This is a genomic window from Streptomyces sp. S07_1.15 (assembly GCF_020739505.1).
GTDB lineage: Bacteria > Actinomycetota > Actinomycetes > Streptomycetales > Streptomycetaceae > Streptomyces > Streptomyces xinghaiensis.
Genome location: NZ_JAJBZK010000001.1, coordinates 1,863,041 through 1,885,338 on the forward strand (window position 1 = coordinate 1,863,041; position 22,298 = coordinate 1,885,338).

14 protein-coding genes are annotated in these 22,298 nt (G+C 74.8%); 3 read left to right on the plus strand and 11 right to left on the minus strand.

All coding sequences use genetic code 11. The features are described from left to right. Positions 1-533: 533 nt before the first annotated feature. From LIX60_RS07850 to eccB, 3 genes are all read right to left on the minus strand, one after another. On the minus strand, positions 534-971 hold the full coding sequence (locus LIX60_RS07850; RefSeq protein ID WP_227957813.1) for a hypothetical protein: 438 nt from the start codon (positions 969-971) through the stop codon (positions 534-536). Between the two features lie 268 nt (positions 972-1,239). Continuing rightward, positions 1,240-2,487 carry a type VII secretion-associated serine protease mycosin gene (gene mycP / locus LIX60_RS07855; RefSeq protein WP_227957814.1) on the minus strand — a complete coding sequence of 416 codons (1,248 nt, stop codon included), beginning with the start codon at positions 2,485-2,487 and terminating at the stop codon, positions 1,240-1,242. 11 nt (positions 2,488-2,498) lie between these two features. Further along, positions 2,499-4,028 carry a type VII secretion protein EccB gene (gene eccB, locus LIX60_RS07860; protein WP_227957815.1) on the minus strand — a complete coding sequence of 510 codons (1,530 nt, stop codon included), beginning with the start codon at positions 4,026-4,028 and terminating at the stop codon, positions 2,499-2,501. Between the two features lie 175 nt (positions 4,029-4,203). Between eccB and eccE the strand changes: the two genes are divergently transcribed. Both eccE and LIX60_RS07870 read left to right on the plus strand, forming a co-directional pair. Continuing rightward, positions 4,204-5,529, plus strand: a complete 1,326-nt coding sequence (gene eccE / locus LIX60_RS07865) for a type VII secretion protein EccE (RefSeq protein WP_227957816.1) — start codon at positions 4,204-4,206, stop codon at positions 5,527-5,529. Further along, on the plus strand, positions 5,529-6,248 hold the full coding sequence (locus LIX60_RS07870; RefSeq protein ID WP_227957818.1) for a hypothetical protein: 720 nt from the start codon (positions 5,529-5,531) through the stop codon (positions 6,246-6,248). The genes eccE and LIX60_RS07870 overlap by 1 nt, the downstream gene beginning before the upstream one ends. A gap of 151 nt (positions 6,249-6,399) precedes the next feature. On the opposite strand, the gene LIX60_RS07875 is transcribed toward LIX60_RS07870, so the two are convergent. From LIX60_RS07875 to LIX60_RS07885, 3 genes are all read right to left on the minus strand, one after another. Further along, positions 6,400-7,992 (minus strand): PQQ-binding-like beta-propeller repeat protein, encoded by a 1,593-nt coding sequence (locus tag LIX60_RS07875; protein ID WP_227962666.1) that lies wholly within the window; start codon positions 7,990-7,992, stop codon positions 6,400-6,402. A gap of 345 nt (positions 7,993-8,337) precedes the next feature. Next, complete coding sequence (locus LIX60_RS07880; protein ID WP_227957820.1) at positions 8,338-9,951, minus strand: PQQ-binding-like beta-propeller repeat protein; 1,614 nt, start codon at positions 9,949-9,951, stop codon at positions 8,338-8,340. A 57-nt stretch (positions 9,952-10,008) separates the two neighbouring features. Next, positions 10,009-11,355: a hypothetical protein gene (locus tag LIX60_RS07885; RefSeq protein WP_227957821.1), complete on the minus strand. Its 1,347-nt coding sequence runs from the start codon at positions 11,353-11,355 to the stop codon at positions 10,009-10,011. 1,200 nt (positions 11,356-12,555) lie between these two features. On the opposite strand from LIX60_RS07885, the gene LIX60_RS07890 reads away from it, so the two are divergent. Then, positions 12,556-15,324 carry an SCO5717 family growth-regulating ATPase gene (locus LIX60_RS07890; RefSeq protein ID WP_227957823.1) on the plus strand — a complete coding sequence of 923 codons (2,769 nt, stop codon included), beginning with the start codon at positions 12,556-12,558 and terminating at the stop codon, positions 15,322-15,324. Positions 15,325-15,576: 252 nt separating this feature from the next. Here the strand turns inward: LIX60_RS07890 and LIX60_RS07895 are convergent, their stop codons facing one another. The 5 genes from LIX60_RS07895 to infB all read right to left on the minus strand — a co-directional run bounded on the left by LIX60_RS07895 (position 15,577) and on the right by infB (position 22,210). Then, positions 15,577-16,581, minus strand: a complete 1,005-nt coding sequence (locus tag LIX60_RS07895) for a bifunctional riboflavin kinase/FAD synthetase (protein WP_227957825.1) — start codon at positions 16,579-16,581, stop codon at positions 15,577-15,579. A gap of 559 nt (positions 16,582-17,140) precedes the next feature. Beyond that, entirely contained in the window at positions 17,141-18,139 is a 999-nt protein-coding gene (gene truB / locus LIX60_RS07900; protein ID WP_227957826.1) for a tRNA pseudouridine(55) synthase TruB, read from the minus strand. Next, on the minus strand, positions 18,136-18,642 hold the full coding sequence (gene rbfA / locus LIX60_RS07905) for a 30S ribosome-binding factor RbfA (RefSeq protein WP_227957827.1): 507 nt from the start codon (positions 18,640-18,642) through the stop codon (positions 18,136-18,138). Before rbfA ends, truB begins: the two co-directional genes overlap by 4 nt. A gap of 78 nt (positions 18,643-18,720) precedes the next feature. Next, positions 18,721-19,017 (minus strand): DUF503 domain-containing protein, encoded by a 297-nt coding sequence (locus LIX60_RS07910; RefSeq protein ID WP_227957828.1) that lies wholly within the window; start codon positions 19,015-19,017, stop codon positions 18,721-18,723. Between the two features lie 154 nt (positions 19,018-19,171). Next, positions 19,172-22,210: a translation initiation factor IF-2 gene (infB, locus tag LIX60_RS07915; protein WP_227957829.1), complete on the minus strand. Its 3,039-nt coding sequence runs from the start codon at positions 22,208-22,210 to the stop codon at positions 19,172-19,174. Positions 22,211-22,298: the final 88 nt, after the last annotated feature.

Here is a 22,298-nt window from a genome sequence, read left to right on the forward strand (position 1 = left end):
TGCGTACGCTCCGGGGCGGAGAAGTCCTCGGGCTTTTTCTGCACGATCCGGCCGTCGCGCGGCGGGCGGGCACCGCGCACCGAGGACAGCCCCGTGCCGGCCACCGTCATCTGGGTGCCGACCGCGTTGGCGAAGGTGCCCAGCCCCCAGGCGTACGTGACCAGTTCGCGGCCGTACTTCTGGAACTTGGTGGCTGCCTCGCCCGTCCAGTCGGTCTTGGCGACGGAGCGCTCGAGTTCTTCAGCGGCCTCGTTGAGCGCCTTGGTCACCTTCTTCAGGGATTCGCCGGCCTCCGCCAGATCGGCGGGGTTGGCGGTCTCGAGAAGGTCGAGCATCGCGTTGAGCTGGGCGCCTTCGAAGTCCGTCCGGCCGAAGACACTCTTGCCGGGGCCGAGGCCGAAGGCTCCCCGGAAGAAGTCCGGCATCCGCTCCATCATGTCGGCGGCGCCGAACTGGGTCTTGATCTCTGCCGCGTCCGCCTTCTGCTGCTCCTCAGGGGGCAGCTCGGGCTCTTTCTCGTCACTCACCGGAGATCACCCCATGTCCGACGGAAGGTTCTTGTCACCGTCGAGCGGCTTCTTCTCGCCGCCGTGCTGCTCGTCCCGCTCCGCTTCCGCTCTCGCCGCCGCCTCCAGGCGCACCCTGATGTCGTGGAACCGGCGTCGCAGATCCTGCTCCACGTTGTCGAAGCCGACGTCCGCGGCGTGGACGGCGATGCTCAGCATCTCGATCTGGTCGCCCAGGGATTTGGAGAGCTCGACCAGCGCCTTGTGGACGCGGTTGTACTGCAGGTAGAAGCCGTCCGCTTCGGCGAACGGCAGGTTCGTCCCGCTGAAGGAGGCGCGGGTGACCCGCTCCAGCGCCACCTTGGAGCTGCCGCCGTTCCCGCTCTCCAGCTCCGTCAGCAGGCCGTCGATCCGGGACCGGAACTTCTTGAGGGCATCCACGCCCAGTTCGAGGTCAGTCGCCACCGCCGCCCCCGCCGTTCACCGCTCCGAGCACGAGTGCTCATCCTCCCCGTTTTCACTGCAGCCGTCACAACGGGCCGTGGTGCCCGGCCTTCAGTGGTGGCCGGCCTTCGGCCGACTGCGGTCAGCCAACCGTAGCCACTGGGTGTGACAGTCCCAAGTCTCTTTCGGTCCCGGTACTTCTCCGGTGTTCGCGCGGGAGCAACCCTAGACCCCTGCCGTGTGGATGGGTTGACGGTACGTCACGGTCGCGGGTCGCCGCACGGCTCCGTCAGTCCTCCGCCCCGGCCGCGGCCCGGTTTCCCGTACGCCGCCGCCAGTCCCGCAGGGCCACCGCGCCACCGCTGATCGACGCGACCAGCACGCCGCCGCCCACGAGGACATAGGTCGCCAGCCGTACATTGCGTTCCTCCGGGGTCTCGCCCAGGTGCAGTTCGGCCGGTGTGGGCGCCTCGGCCTTCGTCAGGCCCTCGCGGGCGCGTGGCTCCCGGACGGGTGCGTCGTCCTCGGTGAGGGCGCGTACCGGGTCGACGACGCCCCAGCCCACCAGCCGGTCGCGGCCGGCGACGGAGCGCTCGGCCGTCTGCTGGAGCTGGGCGGTGATCTCCTCCTGCTCCCACTCGGGATGCTTGCCCTTGACGAGCGCTGCGATCGCGGCGACGTAGGGGGCGGAGAAGCTGGTGCCGTTGTCGGCGCAATGGCCGCCGCCGGGGACGGTGGAGATCATGTCGACGCCGGGGGCCGCGATGCCGACGAAGTCGCCGGACTGGGAGAACGCCGCCCGTTCGTTGTTGCGGTCGGAGGAGGCGACGGCCAGGACCCCCGGGTAGGAGGCGGGGTACGTCTTCTTGTCGTTGCCGCCGAGACCGTCGTTGCCCGCCGACGCCACGACCACGATGTCCCGGGCCAGCGCCGCGTCGATGGCCTGCTTGAGCGCGGGGTCCGGCTCCACGGCGTCGGCCGTGTCCTGGGAGATGTTGATCACGTCCGCCTTCTCCGCCACCGCATGGGCGACGGCCGCGGCCAGGGTGGCGGCGGTGCCGTGTCCCTCGGCGTCGTTCTGCTGGATGGGGATGATCGTCGCGTCGGGCGCCAGGCCGACGAAGCCGGTGCCCTTCGCGGGGCGGGCGGCGATGATCCCGGCGACCTTGGTGCCGTGGCCGACGGTGTCGGTGGTGCCGTTCTCCTTGCCCCGCTCCAGTTTGTTGCCGTTCTCGTCCTTGAGGTTCTTCGGCAGCAGGTTCCTGCCGCTTCCGGCGTCGACGGCGTCCCGGAGCTGGGGATGCCGGGTGTCGACCCCGGTGTCGATGACGGCGACCCGGACGCCCTTGCCCGTCGACTGCTTCCACAGTTCGTCGAGCAGGACCCGCTGGAGCGCCCAGGGGCGGCCCTCGTACGGCTTGCCGGGGAAGGTGCACTGGCCCGGGGTGTCGGCCGCCGCGGGGGCCGCGGACAGGCCGGTGAGTGTGAGCGCGGCCGCGGCCGCGGTGGTGAGCGGGCGGCGGTGGGTGCGGATCATCCGTCCGGCCCTCACGAACCCTGCGGCTGGCGCGCGGCGCCGGTGGACAGCCGCGGGCCGGTCGGCAGGAACGTGGACCAGGCCGCCGGGACCGGCAGCGGATCCACGTCCTTGTAGCCGAGCCGGTTCTGCGCCTGCTGCGCTTCCTGCATCCGTTGCTGCTTCTCCCGCTCCGAGCCGGAGGACCCGATGCCGGAGTCCTCCGCGGCGCTGTCGCCGTTGGACTGCATGGCGTAGCGGAGCCCGGTGTCGGTGACGAGGAAGAGGAAGCCGGTGCCGGTCTCGGACCCCTTGAACTGGCGGAAGAGCTGGCCGGATCCGGGGGTGACGTAGGCGCTGCTGGAGCCGGTCGGCAGCGGGGCGGGGAAGCCGGTCCCGGCCCAGGTGCTGAGGGTGGTGGAACCGTCGTCGGTGTCCACCTCGCGGAGGACGTTGCACACGGTGTTGCGGCTGCCCTCCGCGGTGCCGGCCTCGTTGACGGCGCGCGGCGCGTACTCGGGCCACCGGTTGTCCCGTCCGAAGGGCTCCGAGGGCTCGAACGCGGCGGCGCTGACGGGCTTCGCCCGCCCGTCCGGGCTGAGCCCGACCAGCTGCGGGCTGCTGAGCAGGAGTTTGGCCGTGAAGTCCGACACGGGGGCAACCCTGCCCTGCAGGACGACGTAACGCTGCTTGCGTGTGCCGTCGGTGGCGGTGAGAACCATGCCGACCTTGTCGGCTTCCGGCTCCAGTTCGCCCGGAACGCCGGCGGGCTCGCCCACCGGGCCCGGCACGGTCGGGAAGTCGACGGTGTCACCGCGGTGAAGGGTCTTCAGCCAGGTCTCGGAGACGCGCTGGGGCTTGTGGTTGTGCCCGACGAGCAGGCGGAGCAGCACTTTGTCCTCCGCCAGCGGGTAGGCGGTGCCCCGCGCGTCGACGACGTAGCGGGTCCCGTCGGGCCCCTCCACATAGAGGAGTTCGCCGCCGCGCAGCCGGTTCGTCCCCTCGGTCTTCGCCTTTTCGCGCTCGGCGAGGACGAAGGCCGCCTTCTGGATGGCGCGGCCGCCCTGGCCGGGCCGCTCGCAGACGACCCAGCGCATGGCCTTGCCGGCCTCCTCGGGTTCCGGGAGCCGGTCGGGGGCGTAGGGGATGCCGAGGGTGGCCCCGTGCGGGATCTTCCCGCTGTCGAGCGTCGCCTCGTCGACGGTGATGACCTTGTCCTTGTCGGGGGCGAGCAGCAGCTTGGCCGACGCCATGTTGAGCACCGGGTGGAGCTGCGGCTTCTTCCTGCCCGTCCGCAGCACCACATAGCGGGTGGTGGACTTGCTGGCGATGATCACGTTCTCCTCGGGCACGTCCCAGCCCTTGGGGGCGACCGGTTTGAACATGCCCCAGGCGCCGAAGACCGCGAGAACGACCACGCCGACGACGGCACCCGGTACCACCGCGCGCAGCGGGCGCGGTGCCCCCTCCTCCGAGCCGGTCTCGTTCGGCTGGAGGAACTGCGCGACCAGTCTCCGCCTGGCGAACGTGTAGGCGTTGAGTTCGTCCCGCCGTGATGTCATATGTCCGTTGCCTCTCCCCGCTGGACGGGCAGGTCCGCCACCGGTGGGGGAGCCCTGCCGCCGTGCCGCCCCCTACTATGCCTGCCGGTGCCCGGGGCCCGTTGCTCAGGTAGGGTGACGGCCGTTCAACGCCTCCGGGGCGTGGGTGAATTGAACACGAGGGGGCAACACGGCGATGGGGACGGCGACGCGCGCGCGAACCGGTCCGGCCACCGGTCCGGAGCCGTCCGGCTCCCGGCAGCCGGACGGCTCCGGGGCGGTCACCGCGCCACGGCCCCGGACGACGAGCCTCCGCCCGCTGTCGCGCACCGGCCGCACCGGTTCCTTCCCGCTGCGCCAGCTGGTGCTGGTGGAGGCGGCGCTCGCCGTGGCGGCGGCCGGGGTCGCGCTCGGCGGCGTCTGGCCGGTACCCGCCACGGCCGTCGCCTGCCTGCTGCTCCTGCCGGCCGTGATCCGCCGCCGCGGCCAGGCGATGCCGGACTGGGTCGCGACGGTTCTGGCCCTGCGCGGACGCGGGCGGACGGCCGGGCCGCCCGCGCCGGAGACCGACCCGTCGCTGGCTCCCGTCGCGGAGAGCGTCCCGGGTTTCCGCCCGTTCCCGCACGTCGACCGGGACCGCCGTACCGTCGGGATGCTCGGCGACGGCACCTTCCTGGCCGCGGTGGTGCGGGTCGAGGCGGGCGGGTCCTCGCTGCGGCCCGCCGCCGGCGCCCGCGCGCTGCCGCTGTCGCTGCTCGGGCATGCCCTCCGGATGGACGACATCGTGCTGGAGTCGGTGCAGCTGGTGCAGCAGGTGCGGTCGGCGCCCGCCCCGCATCTGCCGCAGCAGGCGGTCGCGCGGCTCTCGTACGCCCCGCTACAGGCGCGGACGGGCGCGCCCGCGCTCAGGATGACCTGGGTCGCGGTGAAGCTGGACCCGGAGCTCTGCCGGGAGGCCGTCGAGGCGCGCGGCGGCGGGCCGGCGGGGGCGCAGCGCTGCCTGGCGCGGGCGGCGGACCATGTGGCGAGCAGGATCACCGGGGCCGGGTTCCAGGCCGTCGTCCTGAACCAGGAGGAGCTCAACTCCGCGGTGGCGACCGCGGCGTGTGCCAGCCCGCGGCTGTCGGCACGCGCCGGGCTCCCGGACAGCGCGCCGCAGCGGCGCACCGTCGAGACGTCGCGCGTCTGGCGGTGCGACGACCGCTGGCACACCACCTACGCCGTGGGGCGCTGGCCCGAGCTGGGCCCCGCCGCGATGCCGCTGCACCGGCTGGTGTCGCTGGTCACCGCCGCACCGGCGTACGCGACCACGTTCAGCCTCTCCGTGCGGCCGGGGCCGCGCCGTGGGTCGGTGGACGTCTCCGGCCACCTTCGGGTCACCGGGGGCTCCGACACCGAACTGGTGGGCGTGCGGCGCGCCGTCGAGCAGGCCGCGCGGGGGGCGGGCATCGGACTGGTGCGGCTGGACCGGGAACAGCTTCCCGGTGTGCTCGCCACCCTGCCGCTGGGAGGTGTCCGCTGATGGCCCGTACGGGACCGGCGGCGCGGATGCCGCGCGGCCTCCTCGGCCCCCGCGGAGGCGGTCACACGATGGAAGCGGGCGATCTGGACCTGCTCTCCCTGCCGGTGGGGGACGACGGTGTGGTGATCGGGGACGACGCCGAGGGCCACCCGCAACTGGTGGGATTCCACCGGTCGGTGCCGTACGACGTCCTGCTGATCGGGGGGCTCTGGACGGCCCAGGTGCTCGCCCTGCGGGCGGCGGGTACCGGCGCGCGCGTGGCGGTGGAGACCGGCCGTCGGCAGGAGTGGACCCGCCTGGTCCATGCCGCGGGTGCCGGTCTGGAGTGCATCACCCTGCACGAGGTCGGCCATGTGCCGCCCATGGGTGCCACGGTGGGGAGTCCGGTCCTGGTGGTGCGGGACTGCGGTATGAAGCCCCCGCGGGGCCGGGTGGTCTCGTCCCCCTGGCAGTCGGTCCTGACCCTGCTCCCCTATCTGAGCCCGGTGGGGCCCCGGTTGCTGCGCAGCGCCACCTTGGTGGGCGTGCAGCGGGTGTCTCCGCAGGAGGCCGGGCAGATCGGCCGGATCCTGGGGTTGTCGAGGGCCGAGAGCGACGCCCTGCCGACCCTCGCGGACGGTGTGACGCTGTGGTGTTCGGGGAGTGAGCGCCACTGGGTGATGACCACCGGCACGGACGCCGAGACGGGCCTGCTGGGCATGGCCCGCCGGATGGAATGAGCTGCCGCCCCTTGCCCCGCTCCGGGTCACGGGGTACGGGTGCGGGTGCGGGGTGCGGGCCGGCCGGCATCGTGATCCGGGCACGGCGCGGGCACCGGATCCGGCGCGGCCCGCGCGCCGGATCCGGTGCCGGTGAGGCCGTCCGGCGCTCTCAGCCCTTCCCGATGACCAGGAGCAGCTTCTCCGGGGAGCCGCTGGAGGTGCCCGTCACCCGGTCCGAGGCGAGGTAGAAGCGGCCGTCCTCGTACACCAGGAACGGGGAGTAGAAGCCGTTCTCCGCGTCGCGCGCGGCCGCCGGGTTCTGCATCAGTGTCTTCGGCTTGCCGCCCTTGGCCCCGATGCTGACGATCCGGCCGCTCTTCTCGTAGGTGGGCCGCTGGTAGGCGATGAGGTTCCCGCCGTCGGTGCGCAGCGGCATCATCGTCAGGTCGTCCCCCGCGGCGGACTTCCACTTGCGCTTGCCGGTGTCCAGGTCGAAGGCGTGGATCTCGTTGTAGCGGCCGAAGCCGTCACCGCTCTGCTTCTTGTCCTCGGTCGGCAGATAGAACGTGTCGTCGCTCGCCGCGACGCCCTGGCAGCTGTCCAGCTTCTGCGACATGATCCGCAGGCCGCAGGCCGGGCGGTAGGTCTCCTTGCCGAGGTCGATCTGCGAGCGGACCTTCCCGTTGCCGCCGATCGCCAGGATGCCGCCGGACTTGTTGTCCTTGTCGGAGAGGGAGACGACGACGGGGTCGGCGGAGAAGATGTTGCTGACGTTGAAGCCCTTCGGGGCCTGGTACGTCCACTCGGCCTTGCCGCCGGAGGAGAGCTTCTGGAGCCGGCCGCCCTCGGTGCAGGAGTACGACCGCAGCAGGAACGTCCCGCCGCCCGCGAAGCCGTTGGGGGTGCACCCGCTGATCCGCGCCGTGTCCGTCAGTTCCTTGCCGTCGTCCAGCCGGAACAGGGCCGATCCGCCGAACCAGGAGGAGCCGACGGTGTCGCCGCCGACCGCCACTGTGGTGCCGATGAAGCCGCCGAATCCGCCGCCCTCGGGCAGCGCCTTGTCCCAGACCTTCTCGCCCTTCTCCAGGTCGATCAGGGCCAGGTGGCTGCACCTGTCCTTCTTCTCGCCCTCGTAGGCGACGGCGACCCTGCCGTCGGCCGTGGCGTCGACGGAGGACGCGCAGACGGGGCCGCCGAGTTCGACGGACCACTTCTCCTTGCCCTTCGCGGCGTCATAGGCGGTGACGGACTCCAGCGCGGCCTTCACGGCGGAGCCGTCGGCCAGCCAGAACCCGGGGGTGTCCACACCGGACTTGGGCACGTCGGGCGCGGGCTTCTGCCACAGCACCCTGCCCTCGCCCTTGCCGCCGGAGCCGGTGAGGCCGTCGTCGCCCGGGCGGGCGCCCGCTTCCTCGTCGCCGTCGCTGCCGCCGCCGTCGATCTCGGCGCTGTCGTCGTCCTTGTCACTGCCCTTCTTGCCGGAGCCGGCGGAGGGCTTGCCGCCGTCGTCGTCACCACCGGAGACGGCGAAGACCGTTCCGCCGACGGCGAGCAGGACCGCGAGGACGCTGCCGATGATGACGGCCGTGCGCTTCTTGTCCGGGCCGCCGGGCGGGGGCGGGGGCATGGTGGGCGGCGGGTACGCGCCGTACACCGGCTGCTGCGCGTACGGGTTGGGCTGCCCGTAGGGAAGGCCGGGCTGCTGCCCGGGCTGCGGGGGGTTCCACGGCCCGGCGGGCGCGCCCTGGGCTGCCGGCGGCATGGGCGGCGGCTGGTTCGGCGGGGGGCCCGGGGGCTGGCTGGGCGGCTGGTTCGGGGGTTGGCCGGGCGGCTGGTTGGGCGGTTGGCCGGGCGGCTGGTTGGGCGGTTGGCCGGGCGGCTGGTTCGGGGGTTGGTTCGGGGGTTGGTTCGGCGGTGGAGGCGGCTGCGACATGGTGGGTTCCCTCGTTGGTGGTGCGGTGCGTCGGTGGATACGGGTCGGTGGACGGGCCCGGGCCGCCCGTCCGGCGAGCGGGCGGACGGTCCGACGGGCCGGCGGCACCCGCCCGGTGGGCGGGGCGGGATGAGCGTAAGCCGTGCCGGGCTTCACCGTCCCGGCGGGCGGCGGCTATTCGTAGGCGACGATCAGGAACTCCTCGGAGCCCGTCAGGGATTCGCAGACGATGAAGAACTGTCCCCGGTCCAGGTACACGTCGAGCGGCGGATGCCGGGTGTAGTAGGCGTCGCGCTCGTTCTCGCTGTCGCTGTCGGGGTGCTGCTGGTACAGCGACGCCTTGCCGGAGTCCGCGTCGAAGCGCAGCAGCCGGCCGCCGCTCTCCCCGGTGGGTTCCGCGTAGCCGATGACGTTGCCGCCGTCGACGTCGACGGGGATCACCGTCCGCTTGTCCCCGGCCGCCGCCGACCACTTGACGTCCCCCGTCGCCAGGTCGAAGGCCACCAGCTTGTTGAACTCCGTGCTCGCGTCGCTGCCGGCCTCCGCGGGCTGGGTGGGGAGGTACAGGGTGTCGTCCGCGACCACCGCGGCGGAGCAACCGTCCGCCGCATAGCCGCAGACGGGCCGGAAGGTCTGCTCGGGGCCGTCCTTCCCGGTCTCGCTGCCCTTCGCGGCGACGCGCACCCGGGAGCGTTCGCGCCCCTTGCCGTCGAGGGCGACGAACTGGTTGACGAGATGCTGCTCGACGGAGACGAGCCCCACCACGGCGGGTGAGACGGAGGCGAAGACGTTCGGCCGCTGCCCCTCGGGCACGGACCAGCTCCACCGGACGCCGCCGTCCGCCGGGTCGATCTCGTGGACCCGGTAGTCCGCGGCGGTCCCGCCGCTGAGCCGGTACGAGGTCGCCAGCAGCCGTTCACCGCCGGCCAGGCTGCCGGTGAGCCGGCCCTCCGGCAGCCCGGACTCCCACTGCTCCTCGCCGTCCGCGGCCGAGAGGGCGCGCAGGGTGTTCTCCCCGGCGACGATCACCCGGTCCCCCATCCGGGCCATGACGACCCAGCGGACCTGCTCGCCGTCCTCGTGGGCGGACGGCAGTTCGGCGGTCCAGACCCGCTGCAGCTTCCCGATGTCGATGAGCGTCAGCCGGGCGCAGGCCCCGTCGCCGTCCCGGTACGCCAGGGCGACCGTGCCGTCGTGCGGCGGGGGGCGTTCGCCGCAGATCTCACCGGGCAGCGGGACCGTCCCCCGAACCTTCCCGTCCTTCCGGGAGTAGACCTTGAGTTCCCTGATCTCGGCCTTGACGACGGTGGTGTCCGTGAACCACGTGCCGCCGGCGTCACTGGCCACATAGTCCTTGATCTCGCCCTTGGGGGCCGGTGCCTCCCAGGACATCGCGCTCTTCACCCGGTGCGGATGCTCGGGCGGAGGGGACGCCTCCCCGGCCTCCGGGCCGCCCGCCGCGCCGCCACCGGAGCCGAAGTACGCCCAGGAGCCGCCGGCCAGCGCGAGCAGCAGGACCAGGACGGCGGCGAACAGCGGTGCCCGTCCCCTCCGCGACGGCGGCGGGGACGGGGACGGGGGGTGCCCCGGGAGCGGCGGCACGGCGGGGCCGGCGGCCGGAGGGTGCGGTGTCCGCGCGTAGGGGTTGGGCCCCTGCCAGGTCTGAACGGGCGGGGGCGCGTACGGGCCCGGCCGCGGTGGCGGCGGGTACGGACCGTACTGCGGCGGGGAGTCGGAGGGCCCGGACGGCGGCGGGGTGCCGGGGCCGGGCTGCGGCGGGGTCGCCATGGTCAGGTCAACTTTCTGCTGCTGGGGCGCCGTTGGCGGCGCGCGTCGGTGCGGGCGTCAGCGGAAGGCGGCGATGAGCGCCGTCTCCGGGTCGCCCTCTTCCCACTCGTAGATCTCGGCGGCCGCCAGGAAGAACATCCCCCGGTACAGGTACGGCACGGCGTTCCGGAGGAGCTCGCCCTCGCGTTCACTGGTCGCCGCCGGGTGCCGTTCGTAGACGGAGCGCCGGCCCGTGGCGCCGTCGAAACGCAGCAGCGCCCCGCCCTTCTCCGCGGTGGGCGGCTGGTAGGCGACGAGGTCCCCCTGGAACTCGGCCACCGGGCGCAGGGTCCGCTTGGCCTCCGGTTCGCCGGCCCACCGCGCCCGGCCGGTCCGCAGGTCGTATGCGATGACGGCGTTCTCCGACGCGGAACTGTCGCCCAGCGAGTCGCGGGTGACGCCGCGGACGTAGAGCGTCCGCCCGCCCACCACGGCACCGGGGCACACCGTCACGTCCTTACAGAGGCCGGTCTCGCGGTCGGCGTCCCTGCCCAGGTCGACGACCACGGGCGGTTCTCCCCCGCCGGGGAGGTGGTGGACGCTGTGGGTCCCCCCGGCGGCATCGCCTTCGAGGACCACGACGAGCGGCTCCACGGAGGGGATGCCCTGCACCCTGAGGCCGTCGGGGACCCGCCAGCTCCACTCGCGCTTCCCGGTGGCGGGGTCGTGGACCCGGATCCACTTTGTCCCGTCGTCGCACCACGCCCGCGCGACCAGCCGGCTTCCGCCGGTGACCCCGTGCGCCCGGCAGGTGTCCTCGGATCGGTTGAGCTGCTGGACGGCCTTCCGGTCGGCGATGCGGTAAACGGTCGTGACACTCTGGGCGGCCACGGCCACCGTCTGCTCCGTGACGGCCAGTTCCCAGGGTTCCGGGTCGGCGCCGGCCGGGACCGGCACCCGCCGGGTCCACAGGGCCGTGCCCTGCTCCAGGTCGACGACGGTGAGCAGTTCACAGGCGTGACCGTGCTGCACGGCGGCCCTCCCCGCGACCGCCTCGGCCGAGGTCGCGCAGGCGACGCCCCGCAGGGGGACGCGCCACTCCTTCTTCCCGGTGTCGAGGCGGTGGCCGGCGACCTCGGTCAGCGCCGCCTTGGCCACGGTCTCCGCGGTGAACCAGGTGCCCGGGGTGTCCCGGACGTCCGGGATCCGCGGCGCGGGGCGCTCCCAGGCGATCTCGGCGTTCTTCCGGTGGCCGGGCAGCGGCGCGTCCGCCGTCGGCTCCTCCCCGTCCCCGTCTCCGTAGAGCAGCCACGCGCCCCCGCCGGCGAGGACCGTCGCCAGGACCGCGGCCACCACCGCGAGCAGGCGGGCGCCGCCCCGGCGGCCGCCGGCAGGGGGCGGTGGAGCGGGGTACGGCAGGGTCACCGCGTAGGGCCGGCCGCGGGGCGCCGGCGTCTGCCCGTGCGGCGGGACCGGCGCAGCGGGGCCGGACGGCATCGGAGGCGGGGACAGGGGCGGTGGGGGCGCCGGGGCCGGCGCAGGGGGCGGGCCGAAGACTCCCGGAGGCCCCGTGCGCGGTCCCGGGGGCGGCGGTGTCCACGGTCCGGGTACGGCCGGGCCGGACGGTCCGCCGGGCGGAGAAGGTGGCTGGTTCATGCGGTGTTCGGGCTTCCCGGCTCAGAGGTCGTCACAGGTCGTCACAGGTCGTCAGAGACCGTCAGGGATCGTCGGGTCGTCGTGCGCCGAGAGTGCCGGCGGCGGCTGCGGTCCCGGCTCCCCGGCGGACCGCGGACCTGCCGGTGACGACGGTGCCCGTCCGGGCCGTGGTTCCGGAGCGCGGGCGTGGCCTCCTGGGACTCCGGGGCGGCACCGGTGAGCGCCGGGACCGCCGGCCCGAGGGCGTCGGGGGCGTCGGGGGCGCCGGGGACGCCGGGGCGTGGCCGGCCCGCCCCGGCGGCGGCCGGCGAGCGGCGGCGAGGGGAGGCGGCCGGTCCGGGCACGCCGAAGGAACCGGCTCCGCGCTCGTCGCATCGCGACCCCATAGGACCCGCATCTCCCCCGTGTGCGCGGCCCGTTGGACCGTGCTCTGTCCCCTCGGCCCTCTACTATGCCGTTGGGTGCTCCGCACGCGTTGCGCGGGTCGGGCGAGTTCCGGCGGGCCCGCCCGGGAGGCCGCCGGGAGCGGCGTTGCGGAGGGCGGGACGGCGGGTCACGGCACTGCGGGGTCCGGGCGAGGGAGTCACCCTTTGGTGTGGCGAGCGGGGTCGTCTCCGCGCGAGGGGGTCCCGGGCGCTCAGGGAGCCGGGACGCCCGGCGGGCCGCGGGGTACGGGCCGAGTCCCCGGTACGGCTCCGGCCGGATCGCGCCCGGGAGTTGAGCGGACCGCCGCGGGGCACGGCGGGTGACTCACGGGCCGCCCACCGGGCATCACGGAGACACGGGCCGCCGGTCCGCGCCGGACGGGCCTGCCGGACACAGGGTTCCGGTGATTAGGCTTGGCCGGGAGTCGGCGGCACAATCTGCGGGCGCGGCCGCCGCGTCATCACGGGGCGCGCCGGAGCGGAGGCCGCTGAAAGGCCGCCGCGGTACGGCCCATGAGGGTGCAACACCACACCAGGAGGCATTGTGAGCAGCGATCGGGACGAGATCCGCGCGGGCGGAACCACACCCGGCGAGGACCCGTCCGACGCGGAGCACGAGCACGAGCAGACGGGCGAGTTCACCATCGACTACACCCCGCCGGCCTGGTACACGCAGAACACCCCCGGTGCCCCCGCGGCCGGGGACGACGCGCCGGAGGCCGCCGGGCCGCCGCCGGGCACCGCCGCGCCGCCGCCCCCGCCTCCGGCGGGAAACCCGGCCGCCGGTGTGCCGGGGCTGCCGGCGCACGGCGGATTCGAACCCGCGGACGGGCCCGCCGTCCCCCCGCCGGGCCCGGCACCGGCCGACCCGGCCCCGCCGCCGGCGACGCCTCCGCACGCCTCCGTGCCGCAGCAGGCCCCGTATCCGCCGCCCGCCGCGGCACCGGCCATGCCCCCCGTGCCCCCGGCACCCCCGGCCCCCGCGCCGGAGCCCGCGGCCCCCGCGCACGGCCCGGAGGGCGAGGGCCCGGCCGCGGCCGCGCCGGACGCGTCCTCCCCCGGTGCCGCGGACGAGAGCGGCGAGGGCGGGGACGAGCGTCCGCCGCCCGGCGGCGCCACCATGCGCTTCTCGGCGGCCGCGCTGCGCCAGGAGATGGCCGGCCGCTCCGCCGGGCAGCCGACGGACGGAGCGGCCGGCGGCGGAGAGGAAGCGGAAGGCGGCGGTGCGGCCGGCCGCGCGGACGAAGGCGCCCCCGTCCCTGACGCACCCGGCGGGCCGCGCCCGGCCGAGGACGGAGCCTCCGGCGGCGGCGCGCACCCGGACGGCCCGGATCCGGACGGCGCCGCAGCCGCCCCGGACGGTGAGCCCTCCGGCGCCGCTCCCGCCGGGGCCCCGCCCGCCGACCGGCCCGCGCAGCCCGCCCCGAACGCTCCGCTCGTCCCCCCGCAGGCCCCCGGCCCCCCTGCGGGACCGGGTACGCCGCAGGGCGGGCTGCCACCGCTGCCGCCGTCCTTCCAGGCCGCCGACACGCCCCCGGGCCCGCCGCCCGCTACCGCCCCCGGATACGGCTATCCGCAGCAGCCCCCGGCCGGGCCCGCCCCCGTACCGCCGCAGCCCGCCGCCCCGTGGCCCCCGCACGGGCCCGCGGCGCCCCGGCATCCGCAGGCCGGTTACGGCTACCCGCAGTCCGGAGCCCCGGCCGCGCCCGGCCCGGGGGAGGCTGCCGGGCCGCCGCCGGCCCACCAGCCCCAACAGCCCCAACAGCCGCAGCCGCAGCCGCAGCCGCAGCCGCAGTACGACCCGGCGGCCGCCCAGGGCGCCCAGCCCGGTTACGGCTACCCGCAGCCCGGCGCCCCCGCGCCCGGCACCGCACCGCAGCCGCCCGCACCGGCCGGGCCGGGAGAGCCGCAGCAGCCGCCGGGCCCGCAGCCGTACCCCCGGGCGGACGCGCCCCCGCCCGCCGCCCAGCCGCAGCAGCAGGGCTACGCCGCGCCGCCCCCGCAGGCCCCGGTGGACCCCCGCACCGGCGGCTGGCCGACCGTCAGCCCCGAGGACCGCCGGCAGGCCGCCCACGGCGCACCGCTCGGCTACACGGCCGCCGTGGAGCTCTCCTCCGACCGGCTGCTGCGCAACAACAAGCCGAAGCCCAAGAGCAAGGCCCCGGGCGCCGGTTCGCGGTTCCGTCTCGGCGGCAAGAAGGAGGAGGCGGAGCGGCAGCGGAAGCTGGACCTGATCCGGACGCCCGTCCTCTCCTGCTACCGCATCGCGGTGATCAGCCTCAAGGGCGGCGTCGGCAAGACCACGACCACCACCGCCCTCGGCGCGACGCTCGCCACCGAGCGCCAGGACAAGATCCTGGCCATCGACGCCAACCCGGACGCGGGCACCCTCGGCCGCCGCGTCCGCCGGGAGACCGGCGCCACCATCCGGGACCTGGTGCAGGCGATCCCGCATCTCCACAGCTACATGGACATCCGCCGGTTCACCTCGCAGGCGCCCTCCGGCCTGGAGATCATCGCCAACGACGTGGACCCCGCCGTCTCGACGACCTTCAACGACGAGGACTACCGCAGCGCCCTGGAGGTCCTGGGCAAGCAGTACCCGATCATCCTCACCGACTCGGGCACCGGCCTGCTCTACAGCGCCATGCGCGGCGTGCTCGACCTCGCCGACCAGCTCATCATCATCTCCACCCCGTCCGTCGACGGGGCGAGCAGCGCCAGCACCACCCTGGACTGGCTCTCCGCGCACGGCTACGCCGAGCTGGTGCAGCGCAGCCTCACCGTCATCTCGGGCGTGCGCGAGACCGGCAAGATGATCAAGGTGGACGACATCGTGGCGCACTTCCGGACCCGCTGCCGGGGCGTCGTGGTGGTCCCCTTCGACGAACACCTGGCCGCCGGCGCCGAGGTGGACCTCGACATGATGCGGCCCAAGACCCGCGAGGCGTACTTCAACCTCTCCGCGCTCGTCGCCGAGGACTTCGTCCGTGCCCAGCAGGAGCAGGGCCTGTGGACACCGAACGGCGGCCCGCCGCCGCAGACCGCCCCGCCGCTCCCCGGCCAGTACCAGCAGGCGCCGTACGGACAGCAGCCCGGGCAGCCGTACGCCCAGCCGGGCGGGGCACCGCCGCCTCCTCCGGGGCAGCCGGGGCAGCCGGGGGCGCAGCCCCCTCCGCCGCAGCCGGGACAGCAGCCCGGCCAGGCCCCGCCGCAGCCGCCGGCCTGGCCGCAGCAGCCGCAGGGCGGTTACGGCTGGCCGCCCCAGCAGCCCGTACCGCCGGGACAGCCGGGGCAGCCGCCCCAGTACTGAACCGGCCCGGCCCGGCGAGCCCGGCAGGGCACGAGGCTCGCGACAACGGATGAAGGCCCCGGTCGTCCGGGGCCTTCATCCGTTGTCCGTACCGGCGGGTGACCGTACCCGGCCCGGAGCGCCGGGATCCCGGTCCGCGCTCCCGGGGCCTCGCCGGGCTGTCCGGCCGCTCCGCGCGCCGGCCCGGACGGCATCCGGGCGTCACGGGTACCTCCATGCCGCGGCCTTCCGCGCCCGGGGGCCGGCGGCTCCTCAGGAACGGCCGGCGGCGGGGCCCTCCGCACCGTCGTCCGCACCGTCGTCCGTGCCGTCCCGCTCCCCGGCGACCAGGGCCCGGGAGCGTTCGACGTCCTCCGCGATGCCCTCCTTCAGCGCCTCGATCGTCTCGAACCGCCGCTGGCCCCGGAGCCGGACGAGGAACTCCACCGCCACGTGCAGGCCGTACAGATCCAGCCCGACCCGGTCGATGGCGTAGGCCTCGACGGTCCGCTCGGTGCCGTCGAACTGCGGATTGGTGCCGACCGAGATCGCCGCGGGCATCGACTCCCCGTCCGCCTCCAGCCAGCCCGCGTAGACGCCGTCGGCCGGGACGGCGGTGTGCGGCAGCGTCTCCACGTTCGCGGTGGGATAGCCCAGTTCGCGGCCGCGCTGCGCCCCCCGGACGACCACGCCCTCCACCCGGTGCGGGCGGCCGAGGATCTCGGCGGCACCGGCCACGTCGCCCTCGGCGATGAGCCGCCGGGTGAGGGTGGAGGAGAACGGCTCGCCGCCGCCCGCCTCGCCGCTGACGTACAGATCGACGACCTCGACCCCGAAGTCGTAGTCCCCGCCGAGCTCGGTGAGGAGGGCCACGTCACCGGCGGCGCGGTGGCCGAACCGGAAGTTGGGCCCCTCCACGACCGCCTTCGCGTGCAGCCGGTCCACGAGGACCTTCACCACGAAGTCGGCGGGCGAGAGCTGGGAGAACTCCTTGGTGAAGGAGAGCACCAGGACGGCGTCCACGCCCAGCCCGGCCATCAGTTCGGCGCGCCGGTGGTGCGGTGCCAGCAGCGGCGGGTGGCTGCCCGGCCGGACGACCTCGCTGGGGTGCGGGTCGAAGGTGACGACGACCGCCGGGACGCCCAGCTCGCGGGCGCGCTCCACCGCCCGCCCGATGATCAGCTGGTGCCCCCGGTGCACGCCGTCGTAGGAGCCGATGGTGACGACGCTGCGCCCCCAGTCCTCGGGGATCTCCTCCAGACCACGCCAGCGCTGCACTGTGACCGCTCCTCGCCCGAATGTGTGAACCCGTGGTGTGTGCCGTCGTGTGAACGGCGTCCGCGGTACCTGGCGGTATCCGCGGGTCCAAGACTGCCATGCCGGGTGACCGTGCCCGCCATCGGCACCGGGAGCGGGGGCGGGCCGGTTCCGGGCGCCCGGGCCGCCCGCCCGGTGAACGCGCCCCTCGCACTCCCCCGGTTCACTCCAAGTGCCTCCCCGCGCGGGTGAGCGGTCCGGGTGCCGTGGACAGAGATCAGCCGGGAGGGGGACCGTGGATCGGGCGGGCGCGCAGCCATCGCGCCGCCCGCTCCACGGTGGGCCGTCCCCGGTCCGCCGGCCCGCGAGCCGGGGCGGCGAGGAGGGGTGGCGAGGAGGGCGCCGTGCGCCACCGCGAGCGCCCCGAACCGCGCCACCGTCCGGGTCACCGTCCGCGGCGGCACCTCCGCAGCCGTCACCGTCGCCGCCCGCGACCGCCGCCGCCCGCGCCGCGTCCCCGCGGGCGTCACCGTCCGGGCCGCCGTCCCGCGGGCGTCACCGTCCGCGCCGGCCGTCCGCGTCAGGCGAAGACGGCCAGGCTCCTCGCCTTGCCCCGCGCGCCCTCCACCAGGGCCAGGAAACGCCCGTCCGGGCCGAAGACGGCCGTCGGGCGGCCCTCGGCGAGGCCGGGGGCGTCCAGGCGGACGCCGTTCGACAGCAGCCGGGCCTGCTTCTCGTCCGCGTCCCAGCGCGGGAAGGCCGCCGCCGCGGCCTCGGCGAGCGGCATCACCGGCAGGCCGTTGACCGCTTCTCCGGCCGCGTCCACCGCCGTCTGGAGCTCCTCCAGGGTGTGCGCGGCGTCCAGCCCGTACGGGCCGACGCGGGTGCGCCGCAGAGCCGTGAGGTGGCCGCCGGTGCCCAGGGCCGCGCCGAGGTCGCGGGCGAGGGCGCGCACATAGGTGCCGGAGGAGCAGACCACGGTGACGTCAGCGTCCAGCACGGCCGTGCCGTCGTCCGCGACGGCCGCCCGGACGGTGCGTACGGTGAAGACCGGCACGCTGACGGGGCGGGCCGCCAGTTCGAACTCCTCGCCCTCCCGCGCCCGCTTGTAGGAGCGCTTGCCGTCCACCTTGATCGCGCTGACCTTGGACGGCACCTGCAGGATGTCGCCGGTCAGGCGGGCGACGGCGGCTTCGAGGGCGGCCCGGCCCTCCCCCGCCGCCTCCGTGGCGCCGGGCGGCAGGCCGGCGGTGCCCGCCGAGGCGGTGACCTCGCCCTCCGCGTCATCCGTCACGGTCGTCTGGCCGAGCCGGACGGTGGCGGTGTACTCCTTGTCGGTCAGCGCCAGATGGCCGAGCAGCCGGGTGGCCCGGCCGATGCCGATGAGCAGCACGCCGGTGGCCATCGGGTCGAGCGTTCCGGCGTGCCCGACCCGGCGGGTGCGGGCCATGCCGCGCAGCCGGGCCACGACGTCGTGCGAGGTGTGCCCGGCCGGCTTGTCCACGACGACCAGGCCGTCCGCTGCCGCGATACGGGGGGCGCGCCGCGCTCCACGCCCCCCGGTGTCCTTGTCCGTCATGCCCGCGGAGCGCCCTCGCCGCCGTTCTCGCGCCCGGCCGCGCCGCCGGGCTCCTCCTCGCCGAGGTCGTCGTCCTCGAACTCCTCACCCGGCTTGCGGTACGGGTCCGGCCCGCCCGCGTAGTCGGCGCCCGTGGCGGACTCACGCACCTCCTCGTCCCGGGCGCGGGCCCGGGCGAGCAGGTCGTCGATGGTGCGGGCGTTGTCCGGCAGGGCGTCCGGCACGAAGGTCAGGCTCGGCGTGTAGCGCACACCGGTCTGCCGGCCCACCTCGGAGCGGAGCACGCCCTTGGCGCTCTCCAGCGCCGCCGCGGAGGCCGCGCGCTCCTCGTCGTCGCCGTAGACCGTGTAGAAGACCGTGGCCTCCCGCAGGTCGCCGGTGACCCGGGCGTCCGTGATCGTGACGAACCCCAGTCGCGGATCCTTGATACGGCGGTCCAGGGTCTCCGCGACCACGACCTGGATGCGATCGGCCAGCTTGCGGGCCCGCGCGTTGTCGGCCATCGGTCCGTCTCCTTCTTGTCTTCCGGCATCTTGCTTCGGCGGCTGCGTCGCCGCCCCCGTCGGCGCGTCACGACGCGCTCAGTCGTCGTCCTCGCCGTGGAACCGCCGCCGCACCGACAGCAGCTCCACCTCAGGCCGGGCGGCGACGAGGCGCTCGCACCGGTCCAGTACCTCCGTGAGGTGCCCCGTGTCCCCGGAGACGGCCGCCAAACCGATCCTGGCCCGGCGGTGCAGATCCTGGTCGCCGGTCTCCGCGACGCTGACGGCGTACTTGCGCTGCAGCTCGGCGACGATCGGGCGGACGACGGAGCGTTTCTCCTTGAGCGATCGCACATCGCCCAGGAGCAGATCGAAGGACAGCGTCCCTACATACATGGAGTACAGGTCACGCCACCTGCGGGGCCTCGGGTGTGGTCACCGCCCCGGCCGCCGGCGGGGCGGCGGGGGACAGAAGAACCGTACACGCAACGGCCGGGGCCGATCGACGGAGATTTCCCTCCGCCGACCGGCCCCGGTTCCGCCGTGGGGATCAGCCGCGCGGCTTCTCCCGCATCTCGTACGTCGCGATGACGTCGTCGACCTTGATGTCGTTGTAGCTGCCGAGGTTGATACCGCCCTCGAAGCCCTCACGGATCTCGGTGACATCGTCCTTGAAGCGGCGGAGCCCCGCGATGGTGAGGCTCTCCGCGATGACCTTGCCGTCCCGGATGAGACGCGCCTTGGTGTTGCGGCGCACCTCGCCGGAGCGGACCAGGACACCCGCGATGTTGCCGAGCTTGGAGGAGCGGAAGACCTCGCGGATCTCCGCCGTACCGAGCTCGACCTCTTCGTACTCGGGCTTCAGCATGCCCTTCAGGGCCGCCTCGATCTCCTCGATGACCTGGTAGATCACCGAGTAGTACCGGACGTCCACGCCCTCGCGCTCGGCCATCTGCGTGGCACGCCCCTCGGCGCGCACGTTGAAGCCGATGACGATGGCGTCGGAGCCGGTCGCCAGGTCGATGTCGGTCTCGGTGACCGCACCCACACCGCGGTGCAGGATGCGCAGGTCGACCTCTTCGCCGACGTCGAGCTGGAGCAGCGAGGACTCGAGAGCCTCCACCGAACCGGACGCGTCGCCCTTGATGATGAGGTTGAGCTGCTGCACCTCGCCGGCCTTGAGCACCTTGTCGAGGTCCTCGAGGGACACCCGGCGGGTGCGCTTGGCGAAGGCCGCGTTGCGCTCGCGCGCCGCGCGCTTCTCGGCGATCTGGCGGGCCGTGCGGTCCTCGTCGACGACGAGGAAGTTGTCGCCGGCGCCCGGGACGTTGGTGAGACCCAGGACCAGGACGGGGGTCGACGGACCCGCTTCCTCGATCGTCTTGCCCGTGTCGTCGTGCATCGCCCGGACACGGCCGTACGCGTCGCCGACCACCATCGTGTCGCCGACCCGCAGGGTGCCGCGCTGGACGAGCACGGTGGCCACGGCGCCGCGGCCGCGGTCGAGGTGCGCCTCGATCGCGATGCCCTGCGCCGACTGCTCCGCGTTGGCGCGCAGGTCGAGCGCGGCGTCCGCAGTGAGGACGACGGCCTCCAGCAGGTCCTCGATGTGCAGGCCCTGCTTGGCGGAGATGTCGACGAACATGGTGTCGCCGCCGTACTCCTCGGCCACGAGGCCGTACTCGGTCAGCTGACCGCGCACCTTCGCCGGGTCCGCGCCCTCGACGTCGATCTTGTTGACCGCGACCACGATCGGCACCTCGGCGGCCTTGGCGTGGTTCAGCGCCTCGACCGTCTGCGGCATCACGCCGTCGTTCGCCGCGACCACGAGGATCGCGATGTCGGTGGACTTGGCACCACGGGCACGCATGGCGGTGAACGCCTCGTGACCCGGGGTGTCGATGAAGGTGATCTTGCGCTCTTCACCGTTGACCTCGGTGGAGGCCTGGTAGGCACCGATGTGCTGGGTGATGCCGCCGGCCTCGCCCGCGATGACGTTCGTCTTGCGGATCGCGTCGAGCAGGCGGGTCTTGCCGTGGTCGACGTGACCCATGACGGTCACCACCGGCGGACGCGCGACGAGCATCTCCTCGCCGCCCTCGTTCTCGCCGAACTCGATGTCGAAGGACTCGAGAAGCTCGCGGTCCTCCTCCTCCGGGCTGACGATCTCGACGGTGTAGTTCATCTCGTCACCGAGCAGCTGCAGCGTCTCGTCCGAGACCGACTGCGTGGCGGTGACCATCTCGCCGAGGTTGAGCATCACGGCGACGAGCGACGCCGGGTTGGCGTTGATCTTCTCCGCGAAGTCGGTGAGGGAGGCACCACGCGACAGGCGGACGGTCTGTCCGTTGCCGCGCGGCAGCATCACGCCGCCGACCGACGGGGCCTGCATGGCCTCGTACTCCTGGCGCCTCTGCCGCTTCGACTTGCGGCCGCGCCGCGCCGGGCCGCCGGGACGGCCGAAGGCGCCCTGCGTTCCGCCACGGCCGCCGGGACCACCCGGACGGCCACCGAAGCCGGGACGGCCGCCGAAGCCGCCGGGACCACCGGGACGGCCGGCGAAACCGCCGCCGCCACCGGGACGACCGCCGCCGCCACCGCCGGGACGGCCGGCGAAGCCGCCGCCACCGCCGCCGGGACGACCGGCACCGCCGGGACGGCCGCCGCCACCGGGACCGCCCGGACCGCGCCCGCCCGGACCCGGGCGGGGGCCCGCGGCCGGACGCTGCGGCATCATGCCGGGGTTCGGGCGCGCGCCGCCGCCGGGACGGGGACCGCCCGCACCGGCCTGGCCGCCCTGCGGACGGGGCATACCGCCCGGCGAGGGACGGGCACCGCCCGGAGCCTGCGGACGGGGACCGCCGCCGGCACCCTGCGGACGCGGGGCGCCGCCGGGGGCCTGGCCGCCGGGACGCGGGGCGCCACCGGGACGCGGGGCCGGACGGGCCATGCCCGTGCTGCCGCCGGAGGTGAAGGGGTTGTTGCCCGGACGCGGGCCACTGCGGCCGCCGGGACGGCCGGCCTGGCCGCCGCCGGGACGGGCACCGGGACGCGGCGCCTGGTCACGACCGCCCTGACCCTGGTCGCGGCCCTGGCCGGGAGCGGCCGGACGGGCCGGACGCGGGCCGGGAGCGGACGCGGGCTTGGGTGCCGGCGACGGGGGCGCGGTGAACTCCGGAGCCGCGGGGGCCGCCGGAGCGGGCTTCGGCGCCGGGGCCTTGGGGGCCGGCGCGGGACGCGGGCCCGGGGCGGGCGCCGCGGACGGCTTCGGGCCGGGGGCGGCCGGAGGCCGCGGACCCGGGGCGGGAGCCGCCTTCGGACCCGGCTGCGGGGCAGCCGGGCGGGCCGCGCGCGGGGTGGGCGCGGACGGCTTGGAGGGCGCCGCCTTGCGGGGCGCCGCGGGCTTGCCGGCGGCACGGCCGGAGCCGTTGCCCTGCTGGAAAGCGTCGGTCAGTTTGCGTACAACGGGCGCCTCGATCGTGGAGGACGCCGAACGGACGAATTCGCCAAGTTCTTGGAGCTTGGCCATGACGACCTTGCTCTCGACTCCGAACTCCTTGGCGAGTTCGTATACCCGGACCTTTGCCACTTCGCTCCTTCTGGTCCGGGTTCCGCCGGACCGTCGCTACTTCATGGGCGTACTCATCGCGTACTCATCGAGTGCTCATCGCAATCTC

What these genes read in the sequence shown, in the direction of transcription:
- mycP (WP_227957814.1), bottom strand. Translation starts at nt 2,487, where the DNA reads ATGATCCGCACCCACCGCCGCCCGCTCACCACCGCGGCCGCGGCCGCG.
- eccB (WP_227957815.1), bottom strand. Translation starts at nt 4,028, where the DNA reads ATGACATCACGGCGGGACGAACTCAACGCCTACACGTTCGCCAGGCGG.
- eccE (WP_227957816.1), top strand. Translation starts at nt 4,204, where the DNA reads ATGGGGACGGCGACGCGCGCGCGAACCGGTCCGGCCACCGGTCCGGAG.
- LIX60_RS07870 (WP_227957818.1), top strand. Translation starts at nt 5,529, where the DNA reads ATGGCCCGTACGGGACCGGCGGCGCGGATGCCGCGCGGCCTCCTCGGC.
- LIX60_RS07875 (WP_227962666.1), bottom strand. Translation starts at nt 7,992, where the DNA reads ATGCCGCCGGCAGCCCAGGGCGCGCCCGCCGGGCCGTGGAACCCCCCG.
- LIX60_RS07880 (WP_227957820.1), bottom strand. Translation starts at nt 9,951, where the DNA reads ATGGCGACCCCGCCGCAGCCCGGCCCCGGCACCCCGCCGCCGTCCGGG.
- truB (WP_227957826.1), bottom strand. Translation starts at nt 18,139, where the DNA reads ATGACGGACAAGGACACCGGGGGGCGTGGAGCGCGGCGCGCCCCCCGT.
- rbfA (WP_227957827.1), bottom strand. Translation starts at nt 18,642, where the DNA reads ATGGCCGACAACGCGCGGGCCCGCAAGCTGGCCGATCGCATCCAGGTC.
- LIX60_RS07910 (WP_227957828.1), bottom strand. Translation starts at nt 19,017, where the DNA reads ATGTATGTAGGGACGCTGTCCTTCGATCTGCTCCTGGGCGATGTGCGA.